Origin of the sequence: Amycolatopsis tolypomycina, assembly GCF_900105945.1 — a bacterium.
In the GTDB taxonomy this organism is placed as follows: domain Bacteria; phylum Actinomycetota; class Actinomycetes; order Mycobacteriales; family Pseudonocardiaceae; genus Amycolatopsis; species Amycolatopsis tolypomycina.
This window is the reverse complement of the sequence record NZ_FNSO01000004.1, coordinates 717343-730788: the sequence shown is the minus strand read 5'-3', so window position 1 is coordinate 730788 and position 13446 is coordinate 717343. Positions and strand designations below refer to the sequence as shown.

Sequence of the window (13446 nt, the reverse complement as noted above, 5' to 3'; positions counted from 1 at the left end):
GCCTCAGTCCAGGTTTTCCGCGCGGACGGCCAGCAGTTCGGTGACCGACGCCCGGTCGGCGACGCGCTCGCCGAGGACGGCACCGTCGGCGCGGGACGTGATGACACCGGGACCGAACCGGTCCTGCGCCCACGCCAGGTAGGCGGCCTCGACCTTGTGGGCGAAGGCGCCGAAGAAAGCCGAGTCCGACGAATTGCGCAATTCCAGCGGAAGAAGGGCGCTTTCCTCGGCCTGGGAAAGGACAGCTGCAGTCATGGTCGACCTCCGGGGAGACGGTTTCGAGGCACCACCGATTCAATCGGCCGCGCATCGCGCGCGCCTCCACCGACCGGAGGATTCCGCGAGTACGGAGCCCGGAAGAAATATCCGGTTCCCGCGGATGGCGGTTCAACCCTTGAGCAATTCCCGCGCGATGACGAGCTTCTGGATTTCGCTGGTCCCTTCGTAAATCCGGAACAGCCGCGCGTCGCGGTAGATCCGCTCGACCGTCACGCCCCGGACGTACCCCGTGCCGCCGTGCACCTGCACCGCCCGGTCGGCGACCCGGCCGAGCATCTCGGTGCAGAACAGCTTCGCCGACGACGGTCCGAGCTTGCGGTCCTCGCCCGAGTCGTACTTCGCCGCGGCTTCGCCGACCATCGCGCGGCCGGCCGCGAGCTCGGCGTGGGATTCCGCGAGCAACGCCTGCACCAGCTGGTACTCGCCGATCACCCGGCCGCCCTGGCGCGCGGTCCGCGCGTACTCGACGGCTTCGGCGAGCGCGCGCTCGGCGAGGCCGACGCACAGCGCCGCGATGTGCAGGCGGCCGCGGGCCAGCGACGCCATCGCGATGCCGAACCCCTTGCCCTCTTCGCCGACCAGCGCGTCGGCGGGCAGTGCGACGTCGTCGAAGACCACTTCCGACGTCCACGCGCCCGCCTGGCCCATCTTCGTGTCGTGCGGGCCGACGGTGACGCCGGGCGCGCCCGCGGGCACCAGGAACGCGGAAATGCCGCGGCTGCCGGTGCTTTCCGGGTCGGTGCGCGCGAAGGCGACGAAGACGTCGGCGAGCGGCGCGTTGGTGATGAACCGCTTGGTGCCCGAAAGCCGGAACCGGTCGCCGTCGCGGACCGCGCGGCTGGTCAGCCCGCCCGGGTCCGAGCCCGCCTCGGCCTCGGTCAGCGCGAACGACGCGATCGCCTGGCCCGCGGCCAGCCGCGGCAGCCAGCGGGTGCGCTGCTCCGGCGTCCCGTGGTGCACGATCGCCTGGCCGGCGATGCCGTTGTTGGTGCCGAACAGCGACCGGAAGGCGGGTGTCGTCCAGCCGAGCTCGATCGCCAGCCGGACGTCTTCGGCCATGCCGAGCCCCAGCCCGCCGTACTCCTCCGGCAGCGCCCAGCCGAACAGGCCCAGCTCGGCGGCCTTTTCCCGGATTTCCGCGGGGATTGCGTCGCGTTCGTCGATTTCCGCTTCGCGGGGCACGACCTCCTTGCGCACGAACTCCCGCACCGCGCCGAGGACCTGCCCGAAAACGTCCGCGTCCATGGGCGCACGCTACCCGGAACTCTGCCCTCGAGGGCACGCCCGGACGCGGTAGCTTGGGCCGATGCGCAAGCCGATCGCCGTTCTCGCCGCCGCCACGCTCGCCGCGGTCCTGCTGCCCGCCACCGCCTCCGCGACGCCCGGCAGCGGCGTCACCGGCACGATCCTGGCCCAGAAGACCATCGGGCACACCGATTACACGCTCCGGGAGATCACCGTCCAGCCCGGCGGCTACACGGGCTGGCACTTCCACGACGGCACGCTGTACGCGTACGTGAAGTCCGGAACGCTCACGCACAACATGGCCGACTGCAGCATCGACGGCATCTACGGCGCCGGGCGCGCGTTCACCGAGCAGCCGAACCTGGTGCACATCGGCCGCAACCTGGGATCGACACCGCTGGTGCTCGAGGTCCTGTACGTGCTCCCGGCGGGCAGCCCGCTGTCGGAGGACGCCCCGGACCCGGGCTGCGGCTTCTAGCCCGCCGGTCATCAGCGGTCACGCCGGTCGCTGCGGCGCCACTCGTCGCGGAGGGCGCGCAGGGCCCGGACGACGGGAATCAGCGCCCGCACGAACAGGGCCACGGCGGCCGGCAGCTTGGTGGCCGCCTGCAGTAGAAGGACGATCGCGCCCAGTGCCGCCAAGATCGCAGTAACCATCTTCGTCTCCCGCTCGATCCATCTGGATGACCGAGGTGTCCCGGCCACCCGGCAATTCGACCGGGGCGGCCGGAAACCGATCGCCTCTCCAGCAGGGCGAAGGCGGCTTTACCCTGGTCAACGCTCACGAACCGAAGTACCGACTCGGTACCGACCGACGTGTGGCCCGACCGGAGGCAGCGCATGGCGAAGGACAGCAAGCTCGCGAAGCAGCTCCGCGCGCTCAAGGATCTTTCCGGTCTCAACAACAAGGAGATCGCCGAGCGGTCCGAGGACTTCGTCAATGCCGGATCCCCGCGGCCCCATCCGATCAGCGACCGCAGTATCGGCGACTGGCTGCGCGGCGAGCACCGACCCTCCGAAGACGGTCTGAAGGCCCTGGTGGGAATCTTGCAGAGAGCGGCGGCCGAACACCGGCCGCTGATCGCCCCGGCGGATCCGGAGCTCACGAAGGACGTCGCGGAAGGCCGTTGGCTGGCCTGGCGGGCCGAGGCGCAGGAGGGCGACGGGCGACGTCCGGCCCGGACCGACGAGGGCTCGCGGTGGGAGGAGGTCCTTCGCACGGCGAAGATCTGGCCGGACTCCGAGGAGGCGGCGGAGCTGCGTGAACAGGCCCTGGTCACCCTCCGGCAACTGGAGGGAGAGCGCCGCAGGGCGGTAGAGGCGGAGCTGGCGGACGATCCGTGGCTCGACGAGGGGCTGCCGGAACGCACGGTGCGGCGGGCAGATGAGCTCGTCGGCTACCTCGCCGGTGCTCACGGTCGCGCCGTTGCTCTACCACACCCGGTGGGCGCAGACCGCCGCGGAAGCGTGTCCGCATGTCGACCCGACCCGGCTCGAACGCGACCCCGGCCGTGAAGCCGAGGCCGAGTTCGAGTTCTTTCTGAGCGAAAGCCAGCAACAGCGCCTGGTCGAGCGAGCCCGGCACATCCTGGCCGAGAACGATCCGGACCGGCGGGCGATCGGCTGGTGGCTGTTCCATCGGTGGCTCGACCAGAGCGCGTCCGGGCGGGCCCCGGCGGGCGGGCAACAGTCACCGGGGCCGGAATCACCGCAGGCCGCGGCGCTCCAACCCCACCTGACGGAGCTCCTGCCGGTGTTCCGCCTGTCCCCCGGCAAGCTCAAGGAATGGCGCTTGAACGCGGGTCACGCGGAAGAGTGGCCCGGCGGTCAGCGGCTCCGGATCCGGCTCGTGGCACTCGTGCTGGGCCTCGCCCACACCATGGCCATCGAGCCGGGCTCGTTGTCGAGCACGCTCGTCGAGCACCTGGGCATCGACCACCAGGTGGAACTGGCGGACCTCCGTCGGACCCTGCGCGAGAGCAGCTGGATGCGCACCTCCACGGCGCTGCGGCTGAACGCCGAATGCCGGCACGAAGCTGTCTACGAGGTGCTCACCGAGCACGTGGCGCGGATGTCCGAGGTGCTCCGGGCCGCTCGCGAGGCCGCCGCGCGCGAAACGGCGGTGGCGCCGCTGCTCGCGTTGCCGGAACGGGCGTCGGACGAAGATGTCCGGCCGGCGGAGCGGGACAGGCGGCCGGAGTTCGTGGTCCCGACCACGAAGTTCCGCCTCGACGAGACCCGTGTGCGTGAGTTGCTGATGGGCGAGCAGCTCTACCGCGACCGGTCGCTGGCCATCCGCGAGCTGTACCAGAACGCGCTTGACGCCTGCCGGTACAGCAATGCGTGGCGCCGCTACCTCGTCGTGCTGAACGGTGGCCCGCGGGACTGGTCGTGGCCGGGGAAGATCGAGTTCCGGCAATGGGAAGAGGACGGCCGGTACTTCCTGAGCTGCCGGGACAACGGGGTCGGGATGGGCGACGCCGAACTGCGCGAGGTGTTCTCGCAGGCGGGGCTCCGGTTCGCGGACCAGCGCGAATTCGCTGTGAAACGCGCGCGCTGGGCGAGAGAGGGCATCCACATCTATCCCAACAGCCGGTTCGGCATCGGGGTGATGAGTTACTTCATGCTCGCCGACCGGATCGAGGTCACCACCCGCCGAATGAATCCAGGCGGTCGGCCCCGGCCGCTGGTGCGGGTGGTCATCGCCGGACCCGGCCACCTTTTCCGCGTCGAGACGCTCACCGGCGCCGACGACGACGGCCGCGAGGCGGGCACCGAGATCAAGCTCCACCTGCGGGGTGGGGCCGACGCACCGTCCTGCGTCGCGACTTTGCGCGAACTGCTGGGCATCGCCGAATTCGAAACCACGGCGGAGTACGGCGAAGAGGAGGTCGAGCGCTGGCAGCCGTTCAAGTTCAAACCCCGCCGCCGGCACCCCGCGCGGGAGAACAGCATCGAAGCGTACGGACGGCTCCAACACGGCGTCGAGTCCGAGAACGGCCAGATCGTGTGGTGTGAGCAAGGCGGTGCCCTGCTCGTCGACGGCATCTACGTGCGCTGCGAAAACCAGCGCGGAGTGCTCACCGCACAGGGGGGTCACGGCGATCCTCGTGGCGCGGTGATCAATCTGACCGGTCGCTACTCGCCCCGGCTCAGCGTCGACCGGATGTCGGTGCTCCAGGACGTATCGGAAGAGGCCGAGGTGCTGCTGAACGAGGCCACCGCAAAGCTCCGGCGACCCGATTCCCTTCTCGATTACCGATGGACGCTGGATATCGCGAAGAAAAGTCCGGGAATCGCCGATATCGTCGCCGGAGCGGCAATCGTCGAAGGCCTGCCGACGCAGGTCGGCCCGTACGACACCACCGCGGACGTCGCGGGGATCATCGAGCTGGACCCGGAGCTGGCCCGCGATGACATGGTGACACGCGACGCGTGGAGGTACGGGGCTGTCCCAGAGGCGCCACCGCACCTCCTGCTGTGGCGGTTGCTCGCACTGAACGCGGAACTCGCCGACGGCAACACCGGCCGGCCGTTGACTCCGGCGCTGCCCTCGGACAACTCTCTGATCGAACTGGTGCGCTTCACCCAGCCCGATGGCGCGCACCGCGTGGAAGCCTTTCCGCCTTCGGTGTGGCGCGCGGCCTTCCGGCTCGGCATCAGCCCGGTGCGGGCTATGCAGCGACTGGCCCAGCTGGGCTACTCGGTGGCCGAGTGCGCGATCCTGCCGCCGCCTGCTCACATCGACTCAGCCGACGTGGAGTTGATCGAACTGATCTGCACGCTCGGCTGGTCATTGCGAGCGCTCGACTGGACCTGTCGATGGTCCAGGTGGCCCAGCGGCTCACCGAGCTTGGCCTCGACAGTCCGAGTGTCGTGCCGCCGGGCCGTGCCGACGGCACGGACGTCCGCCTGATCGGCAACTATCGCGAGTCGCCGTTCGACGACGATCCCTGCCTGTCCTACGGAGAACCCGTGTCCGCCCTGTATCTGCTGCTGGCCGCCCGAGCGACCGGATTGGAACCGGCGGACGCGGCGCAGCGGCTGCGTCGGCTGGGGTTGGACGTTCCGGACTTCGACGTGACCATGGCCGACCTCGACGCCCTCACCCCAGCGCTGCGTAACGCGATGGAGGAAGTGAAAGAATGCGGGCAGCGACCGAGGGCGAGCGAAATCTGCAGAGTAGTACTGAAGTCGGCATGTCAACCGGAGGATCTCGTCCGGGAGTTGGCGCGTTTCGGCATCCACACCGACAAGCCCCTGCCTGAGCAGCTGACTGCGGTAGACGATGCCTTGATGCCGTCCGCACGGACATTGCCTGACCGCATCGAGCCACGAGCATTACTGGAATCCCTGCTGAACGTGGATCTGACTGCGCAAGAGGCGGCGACCCGACTCGAAGCCATGGGATTTGAAGTCTGCGAGGCCGCGTATCTCATTCCGGACCTCGACTCGGCAGACCGGAAGATCCTGCGGGCAATCAACGTGGGCACTCATTCCGGAACGATGGACTTGCGGGAATTCGCCATGGTTGTGACGCGAACCGATTACCCCTCCGAAGAGGTTGCGCAACGGCTGGCGAAGTTCGGGTTCGTCGTCGAGTGCCCCAAGGAAGTCGACGATGTCGCCGCACACCTGATTCCACCGAACCTGCCCGCGCCAGTCGCATCAGGGCAGCACGACGTGCCTCTTCCCGCAGTCCTCCGGCACGCCGACGAGTATGACCTGGAGCCACGGGAAATCGTTTCCTGTCTTCGCGAACTGGGCTGCTCGGTGCCGGACCCCGCGGAACTCACCGAGCAGGACGTGGCTTTGCTCTGCGAAGACATGTCTTCTCTCGGTGAAGCGCTCGACGTGTGGACCCCGCTGACCATGTCCGAACTGATCCAAAGTGCCATCCGCGCCCGGCTGTCGATCCACGAGGCCGCGGCTCGGTTGACGGAGTTCGGGTACCGCTTTGAATTCCCGGACCTGGAGGAGGAGCTGCGGCAGCTGCTGCAGCTGGTCCCACGCCAGGGCGAAGGCCTCGAAAGCGAAACCTGAGGGCCGGCTTCTAGCCCGAAAGCCACCCGGCCGCGTCGAGCCGGTACGCCGCCGGGCCGACGACCGCGCGCAGGTCGTTCTCCAGCGCGGCGATCCGCTCCGCGCCGACCGTGCGCACCCAGTCCGCGCGCAGCTCGTCGAAGATCTCCGCCGACTTCCGGAGCACGTCGACGCCGTGCGCGGTGAGCCGCACGATCTTGCGGCGCGCGTCGGCGGGGTCGTCGGCGCGCTCGACGTAGCCGAGCGCCTCGAGGCGTTCGACCGTCTTGCCCGCCGCCTGCTTGGACACGCCGAGGCGGCGGCCGATCTCCGACGCCGTCGCCCCCTGGACGCCGACGGCCTGCATCGCGAAGCCGTACGACGGCCGCACGTCGGGGTGGCCGCGGAGCGCGAGCTCGGCGTGCAGGCGGTCGATGAGCGTGCGGAAGCCGCCGAAGAGCAGGAACGGCAGCTCGTACCCCGGGGTGTCGCTCATGAGCACTTGCCAAACTCGACAACCAGGTTTACTGTTTCGACAACCACGTTGTCGATCGTACCCCTGGAGGGACCTTGTTCGCCGATCACACCCCCGAGTCCGCCCCGGCCGCCGCCCGCCCGGCGATGACGGCCACCGCGAAGAAGTTCGGCCGCGTCCCGTCCGCCGTCGCCCGGCTGGCGACCTCGCCCGAACTGCTGAACGGCTTCCTCAAGCTCAGCGCGATCTTCGAGACCACCACGCTGACCGCGCTGGAACGCGAAGTGCTGATCATGACGGTGGCCGCGCGCAACGAGTGCCACCTCTGCGTGGCGATGCACACGGCCACGCTGACCCGCCTGTCCGCGTCGCCGGAGCTGGTGGCGGCACTGCGGGCGGAAGCCCCGCTCCCGGAGCCGCGGCTGGAGGCGCTGCGCGTCTTCGTCCACTCGGTCATGGACACCCGGGGCGAGGTCCCGGCGGACGAGCTGGCGGCGTTCACCGGCGCCGGCTACACGGAACGCAACGCCCTGGAGGTGGTGCTGGGCATCGGGACGTACACGCTGTCGACGTTCGCGAACCGGCTCACCCGCGCCCCGCTCGACGAGGCGTTCGCCGAGCACGCCTGGCACGCGGCCCCGGCTTCGGCATGAGGTCCGGTCAGCGGGGGACGACGGTCCGGCCGTTCGCGTCGCCTTCCACGAGGGCGCGGTAGGCCTCGGCGACGACCGCCACCGGCGTCCCGCGGCCGCCGTCCTCCCCCATCGCTTCGAGGGTTTCGGCGATCCAGCCCGGGCTCACGACGTTGATCCGCGGCCCGCGCGGCAGTTCGGCGGCGGCCGAGGAGACGAACCCTGCGAGGCCGGTGTTGACGAGCGCGCCGAGCCCGCTGCCCGGGATCGGCTCGGTGAACGTCCCGCCGGTGAGCGTGATCGAGCCCGCGGCGGGCAGCCGCTCCGCCGCGCGCCGGGCGAGCGCGACCTGGCCGAGCAGCTTGGCGCGCAGGTCGTCGAGGACCTGTTCGTCGGTCAGCTCGGCGAGCGGGCGCAGCGGGACGTTGGCGGCGCAGCACACGACGGCGTCCGGGGCCGTCTCGAACAGAGCGTCGAGCGAACCGGGGTCGTTCAGGTCCGCTTCGACCGGCGACGTCCGCGAGACGGGCACGATCTCGTGGCGGGGTTCGAGGGCGGCGGCAACGGCCCGTCCGACGAGCCCGGTGGCGCCCAGCAGGATGATCCTCATGCCCTCGACGGTAGCTCTCCCGGCAACCGGATTTCTCCCGAATCCTTTGCCGCGCAACAGGAATCCCGTTTTTGTCGGTGGTCGCCGATAGAGTCCCCGGTGTTCGGTCAGATGCTGATCCAAGGTCCGAGGAGGACACTTGAGAACACGGGGAAAGTACACCGCGGCCGTCGTCGCGGCGGTGCTGACAGGGGGGATCCTGGCCGGGGCACCGGCTGCCGAAGCGGCGAGCGGGTGCCAGTGGGCGCCCACCACGCTGCCGGCACCCGGCGGCTACCGGGTCTACGGTCTCGGCTCGGGCGACGGCGCCGGGGCGGTCGCCGGCACGCTGCAACCGGCGTCGCCCGGTGGGAAGCGCGTCGGCGTGATCTGGCGCGCCGACGGCCCGCAGCTGCTCGGCTCGGCGTTCGGGCTCGACACCGAGCTGGCCGACGTGAACGCGGCCGGCGTCGCCGTCGGCTCGTCCACCGAGTTCGGGGAGTTCCCGCTCAACCACGCCGTCCGGTACACCGGCGGCCACTTCGAACGGCTGCCCGACCCGCCGGGGTACACGAACACCCAGGCGCTGGCGATCAACGCGCGTGGCGACATCCTCGGCGCCGTCGGCGCCACCGCGGCCACCGGGGTGAGCACCACGGTCGTGTGGCCCGCCGACGCGCCGGGCACCGTCGAGGTGCTCCTCCCGGCGCCGGGCTGGCAGGTCCAGGGCGGCATCGACGACAACGGCACGGTCGCGGCGGCGGTCATCGACTGGTCCACCGGCACCTTCGCCGGCCAGGTGCTGCCGAAGGGCGGCGCCGCGATCCGCCTGGCGTCGCCGGTTCCCTCCGGTGACGTGGTGCCCACCGCGATCACGACGCAGCGGATCGCCGGATATGTGAGCCGCGCCGGGGCGTTCCTCTGGAACCACGACGGCTCAGTCGACCGCGCGCTGCCGGACTTGAAGAACGTGTCGGCGATGAACTCCGCGGGAGCGATCGTGGGACAGGCGCCCGACGGGTCGACGCTGTTCCTCCCGCCCGGCGGCGGCCCGGCCCAGACCGTCACCCTGCCCGGGAATGACACCTCGCCAGGGGAAGTGACCGAGAGCGGCGACGTGTTCGGCACCGCGACGGTGTACTCCCCTGATCCCGCGAAGGCGGTGGTGCGCTGGCACTGCGGCTGACCGGTTTCCGGCTGTCCCGGCGAGCTCGCCGGGACAGCCGGGAACTCCCCGGAAAATTCTTCGCCGGCCGTGTCCGGTCTCCCGCGGCGGCTCCGACCTCCTGGCAAACGGACCACGGAGAAGGAGCCGAACATGGAGAAGCCGGCCGGACGGCGGGAGTGGCTGGGCCTGGCGGTGCTCGTGCTGCCCACTCTGCTCGTCGCGATGGACATGACGTCGTTGTTCCTCGCGCTGCCGCAGCTGAGCGCGGATCTCGGCGCGAGCAGCACCGAGCAGCTGTGGATCACCGACAGCTACGGCTTCGTCGTCGCCGGGTTTGTCATCACCATGGGCACGCTCGGCGACCGGATCGGGCGACGGCGGCTGCTGCTCGCCGGTGGCGGGGCCTTCGGGCTGCTGTCGATCGTCGCGGCGTGCTCGACCGGGCCGGTGATGCTCATCGTCGTCCGCGGGGCGCTCGGCGTGGCCGGGGCGACGCTGATGCCGTCGACGCTCGCCCTGATCACGAACATGTTCCGCGACGAGAAGCAGCGCGGGAAGGCCATCGCGATCTGGGCCACCTGCCAGTTCGCCGGCGGCGCGGCCGGCCCGGTGTTCGCCGGCTTCCTGCTCCAGCACTTCTCGTGGGGCTCGGTGTTCCTGGTCGCCGTCCCGGCCGTCGCCGTGCTGCTCGTCGCGGGCCCGGTCCTGCTGCCGGAGTTCCGCGCCCCGGCGTCCGGCCGGCTGGACCTGCCCGGGGTCGGGCTCTCGCTGGGTGCGGTGCTGCTGATCGTGTTCGGCCTCAAGCAGCTGGCGGCCGGTTCGCTGGTCCTGCCGGTCGCGGCGATCGCCGCCGGGACGCTGCTGGGCATCGTCTTCGCCCGCCGTCAGCTGACGACGCCGTCACCGCTGCTGGACCTGCGGCTGTTCCGGAGCGGCCCGTTCACCGCGGTGCTGGTGGCGCTGGTGTTCGCCGGCGTCGCGATGGCCGGCGTCGGCCTGCTGGTGACGCAGTACCTGCAGAGCGTCCTCGGCCACTCCCCGCTCGCCGCGGCCCTGCTGTTCGCCCCGATGGGCCTCGGCGTGGCGGCGGGCACGATGACGGCACCGGCGCTCACCCGGTTCACGACACCGGCGAAAGCGATCGCGGGCGGCCTGGCGGTCTCGGCGGCGGGCAGTCTCCTGCTCGCGTCCACGGACGGCGTGGTGCCGGTGGTGGCGGGCATCACGGTCCTGGCGCTGGGCACGGGCCCGCTGTTCGCGCTGGGCATCGGCCTGGTGGTGGGTTCGGTCCCGCCGGAGCGCGCGGGCTCGGCGGCCTCGATGGCGGACACGGGCAACTACCTGGGCGGCTCGCTGGGCATGGCCCTGATCGGCCTGACGGCGGCAGCGGTGTACCACGGCGCCTTCCCGGCGGGCACGACCCTGGCCGTCGACGTCACCCGCCCGGAGCTGGCCGAGCAGGCAAAGGCGGCGTTCACGACGGCGCTGAACGTGACGGGCGTCATCGCGGCCGTACTGTTCGCGGGCCTGGCCCTGCTGGTGACGACGATGCGCCGCTCCGAGGCGCCTGTGGTCACTGCCGTTGGAAGTGCCAGATGACCAGCGCGGGCGCACCCTCGCTGACGGCTCGTGCCGCTTCGGGCACCAGGTCGGCCAGAGCCCACGGCCACAGGTCCCACGGCGCCAACGCGCCGGTCCGGTCGGGCCGTTCGGTGACCGGGACGGGCGGTTCCTCGCAGCGCCGCACCTGCAGTCCTGCCGCAAGCGCGGCACGCAGGTAGTGCCCGAGCGGGTGGCAGTAGCTCGTCAGCCGTCCGGGCCGGCCGTCAGCGCCGCGCACGGGCGGGATCGCGCCCTGGGCCACCCGTTCGGGGTGCATGTCGGCGATCACCAGGTGCCCGCCGGGACGCAGCACCCTGGCGAACTCGGCCAGCACCGGCTCGAGCGCCGGGACGTGGGTCAGCGCCAGGCCGCACACGACCAGATCGACCCCGGCGTCGGCGACCGGAAGCCGGTGCAGGTCGCCCAGCAGGAACTGGCCCGGCGGCACCCGGGTGCGCGCCCGGGCGAGCATCTCGGGCGAGCCGTCCACCCCGATGACCCGATGGCCGCGCTCGGCGAGCAACTCGGCGTAGCGACCTGTCCCGCACGCGGCATCGAGGGCAACGCCCACGGGCAGCGCGTCCACAATGCCCGTGACCACGGGCTCGTCGAGGTCGAAGGCGGAGTTGGGCTGGTCGTAGGTCGCCGACCACAACCGATAGCCGTCGACCGTGTCGACCTGGTCGACTTCGACAGCCGCATTCGCCAACGTCTCGTCGGCGAGCAGCCGGCGGATCTCCGCGATCCGGGCTTCCCCGAAGTCCCGGCCGAACTGTCCGGTGAACGCCCGCAGCAACGCCATGCCCTCGAGCCCGAGCAGGTAGGCGCGCGGATCTTCGTAGATCACCCGGCGGAGGCTAACGACACGACGTCGGAGCGGCCAGCGATTTTGCGCGGAGGCCTCCGTGAATCCGGCGGTGTCTAGAAACCGCCGTAGAACCACCAAGTGCCGCCGCCCTGGAGCGACCAGTAGCAGGGGTCGGCGTAGTTGAACAGCACCCTGGCGCTTTCGCACTCCCCTTCGGTGGCGAACGGGCCGTAGTAGTCGCCGGCCTCCTTCGCGCCCGCCACGCCGCCCAGCGAGAGGGTCAGCACGGCGGCGACTCCCGCCCCGGCGACCAGGTTCTTCACAGCACGCTTCAAGTTCACAGACACCGAAGGTGTGTATCACACGAAGAAGGGGCAAACCGCGCAACTCGCCAACAATGGGGAGCTTTCACCTGCTTCGGTGGGCGCAGCAGGGTTCGAACCTGCGACCGCTCGGGTGTAAGCCGAGTGCTCTTCCGCTGAGCTATGCGCCCGGTCGGCGGCAGCCCGGAAACGAGCCGCCGCCGGAAAACTCAGGCCGTCAGTTCGGCCACGGCCTTCTTCCAGCCCTGCTGGTCGCGAGCCTCGCCCGGCGCGTTGACCTCGGCGAACCGGACCACACCGTCGGTGTCGATCAGGAACGTGCCGCGGACCGCCAGGCCGGCGTCCTCATTGAAGACGCCGTACGCGCGGGCCACCTCGCCGTGCGGCCAGAAGTCGGACAGCAGCGGGAACTGGTAGCCCTCCTTCTCGGCCCACGCCTTGAGCGAGAACGGCGTGTCGACCGAGACGCCCAGGACCTGGACGCCCCTGTTGTCGTAGTCCGCGAACTCGTCGCGGAGCTGGCACAGCTCGCCCGTGCAGATGCCGCTGAACGCGAAGGGGTAGAAGACCAGCAGTACCGGCTTGTCACCCCGGAACGACGACAGCTGGACCGGCTGCTTGTTGTAGTCGTTGAGCGTGAAGTCAGGGGCCTCAGAACCGACCTCGACGGTCATACCAGCGTTTCCTCTCCCGAACGGACACGTGCCTACGAGGACAACCCTATCGTGTCCGTCCGGCGGGACCGGCTCAGCGCTGCTTCGACTTCGACTTCGGCGACACCAGGCGGGTGCCGATCCAGTTCGGGCCGACACTGATGTTGGCGGTCTGGGCCAGGCCGACGGCGGGTACCGCTTCGGCGATTTCGCTCGGCTCGACGTGCCCGGGCTGTCCCGTCTTGGGGGTGAGCACCCAGATCACGCCCGTCTCCTCCAGGGGGCCCCTGGCGTCGATGAGCACGTCGCCCAGGTCGCCGTCGTCCTCGCGCCACCAGAGCAGCACCACGTCGATGACCTCGTCGGCGTCCTCGTCGAGGATGTCCCCGCCGATCTGCTCCTCGATCGCCGCGCGGACGTCGTCGTCGACGTCCTCGTCCCAGCCGATCTCCTGGACCACCATCTCGGGCTTGATGCCGAGCCTCTCGGCGACGCTGCTCTGATCAGCGTCTCCCGCGGCGACCACTGCTTTCACTCCTCCAACTACGACGGAGCGTGGCTTCGCAGCACCCGTGGAGGGTACGGCTTCGCCACACTCGGCTACCCGGTTGCCGATAGCGAACACTGGTGAGGCTCCGCGCGCAACCGTC

The 13446-nt window shown here is 70.4% G+C and carries 16 protein-coding genes and 1 tRNA gene; 7 read left to right on the top strand and 10 right to left on the bottom strand.

The annotated features are described in order from the left end of the window. Positions 1-3 precede the first annotated feature (3 nt). Together BLW76_RS14110 and BLW76_RS14105 are read right to left on the bottom strand one after the other, a co-directional pair. Positions 4-255: a hypothetical protein gene (locus BLW76_RS14110; protein WP_143060626.1), complete on the bottom strand. Its 252-nt coding sequence runs from the start codon at positions 253-255 to the stop codon at positions 4-6. 132 nt (positions 256-387) lie between these two features. Further along, positions 388-1524, bottom strand: a complete 1137-nt coding sequence (locus BLW76_RS14105) for an acyl-CoA dehydrogenase family protein (RefSeq protein WP_091307103.1) — start codon at positions 1522-1524, stop codon at positions 388-390. A gap of 61 nt (positions 1525-1585) precedes the next feature. On the opposite strand from BLW76_RS14105, the gene BLW76_RS14100 reads away from it, so the two are divergent. After that, complete coding sequence (locus BLW76_RS14100) at positions 1586-2002, top strand: cupin domain-containing protein (protein ID WP_091307101.1); 417 nt, start codon at positions 1586-1588, stop codon at positions 2000-2002. An 11-nt stretch (positions 2003-2013) separates the two neighbouring features. Here the strand turns inward: BLW76_RS14100 and BLW76_RS48495 are convergent, their stop codons facing one another. Further along, positions 2014-2181, bottom strand: a complete 168-nt coding sequence (locus tag BLW76_RS48495) for a hypothetical protein (protein ID WP_167384602.1) — start codon at positions 2179-2181, stop codon at positions 2014-2016. A gap of 183 nt (positions 2182-2364) precedes the next feature. Here BLW76_RS48495 and BLW76_RS14095 point away from each other — a divergent pair, with 183 nt between their 5' ends. From BLW76_RS14095 to BLW76_RS14085, 3 genes are read left to right on the top strand one after another with little or no spacing between them, the layout of a single operon-like run. Further along, entirely contained in the window at positions 2365-3039 is a 675-nt protein-coding gene (locus tag BLW76_RS14095) for a hypothetical protein (RefSeq protein ID WP_143060625.1), read from the top strand. Then, positions 2951-5440: an HD domain-containing protein gene (locus BLW76_RS14090; RefSeq protein ID WP_143060624.1), complete on the top strand. Its 2490-nt coding sequence runs from the start codon at positions 2951-2953 to the stop codon at positions 5438-5440. The genes BLW76_RS14095 and BLW76_RS14090 overlap by 89 nt, the downstream gene beginning before the upstream one ends. Continuing rightward, the gene (locus BLW76_RS14085) at positions 5347-6567 is read left to right on the top strand and encodes a wHTH domain-containing protein (protein WP_091307094.1); all 1221 of its coding nucleotides are present in this window, start codon (positions 5347-5349) and stop codon (positions 6565-6567) included. Before BLW76_RS14090 ends, BLW76_RS14085 begins: the two co-directional genes overlap by 94 nt. A gap of 10 nt (positions 6568-6577) precedes the next feature. Here BLW76_RS14085 and BLW76_RS14080 read toward each other — a convergent pair whose 3' ends face one another. After that, positions 6578-7042 carry a MarR family winged helix-turn-helix transcriptional regulator gene (locus BLW76_RS14080; protein WP_091319380.1) on the bottom strand — a complete coding sequence of 155 codons (465 nt, stop codon included), beginning with the start codon at positions 7040-7042 and terminating at the stop codon, positions 6578-6580. A 125-nt stretch (positions 7043-7167) separates the two neighbouring features. Between BLW76_RS14080 and BLW76_RS14075 the strand changes: the two genes are divergently transcribed. After that, on the top strand, positions 7168-7674 hold the full coding sequence (locus BLW76_RS14075) for a carboxymuconolactone decarboxylase family protein (RefSeq protein ID WP_167384973.1): 507 nt from the start codon (positions 7168-7170) through the stop codon (positions 7672-7674). A gap of 7 nt (positions 7675-7681) precedes the next feature. Here BLW76_RS14075 and BLW76_RS14070 read toward each other — a convergent pair whose 3' ends face one another. Continuing rightward, on the bottom strand, positions 7682-8425 hold the full coding sequence (locus tag BLW76_RS14070; protein WP_279627682.1) for a short chain dehydrogenase: 744 nt from the start codon (positions 8423-8425) through the stop codon (positions 7682-7684). Here BLW76_RS14070 and BLW76_RS14065 point away from each other — a divergent pair. Both BLW76_RS14065 and BLW76_RS14060 read left to right on the top strand, forming a co-directional pair. Further along, positions 8403-9428, top strand: coding sequence for a hypothetical protein (locus tag BLW76_RS14065; protein WP_091307088.1), 1026 nt, complete (start codon positions 8403-8405; stop codon positions 9426-9428). The two genes, BLW76_RS14070 and BLW76_RS14065, sit on opposite strands and share 23 nt — an antisense overlap. 132 nt (positions 9429-9560) lie before the next feature. Further along, a complete protein-coding gene (locus tag BLW76_RS14060) occupies positions 9561-11009 on the top strand; it encodes an MFS transporter (RefSeq protein WP_091307086.1) in 1449 nt (482 codons plus the stop codon). Here BLW76_RS14060 and BLW76_RS14055 read toward each other — a convergent pair. From BLW76_RS14055 to BLW76_RS14035, 5 genes are all read right to left on the bottom strand, one after another. After that, positions 10984-11859 (bottom strand): class I SAM-dependent methyltransferase, encoded by an 876-nt coding sequence (locus tag BLW76_RS14055; RefSeq protein ID WP_091307084.1) that lies wholly within the window; start codon positions 11857-11859, stop codon positions 10984-10986. The two genes, BLW76_RS14060 and BLW76_RS14055, sit on opposite strands and share 26 nt — an antisense overlap. 74 nt (positions 11860-11933) lie before the next feature. Then, positions 11934-12167, bottom strand: coding sequence for a hypothetical protein (locus tag BLW76_RS14050; protein WP_143060623.1), 234 nt, complete (start codon positions 12165-12167; stop codon positions 11934-11936). A 74-nt stretch (positions 12168-12241) separates the two neighbouring features. Beyond that, a tRNA-Val gene (locus BLW76_RS14045) sits at positions 12242-12313 on the bottom strand. A gap of 39 nt (positions 12314-12352) precedes the next feature. Then, complete coding sequence (locus BLW76_RS14040) at positions 12353-12817, bottom strand: peroxiredoxin (protein WP_091307079.1); 465 nt, start codon at positions 12815-12817, stop codon at positions 12353-12355. Positions 12818-12890: 73 nt separating this feature from the next. Next, positions 12891-13322, bottom strand: a complete 432-nt coding sequence (locus BLW76_RS14035; protein ID WP_091307077.1) for a DUF3052 domain-containing protein — start codon at positions 13320-13322, stop codon at positions 12891-12893. Positions 13323-13446: the final 124 nt, after the last annotated feature.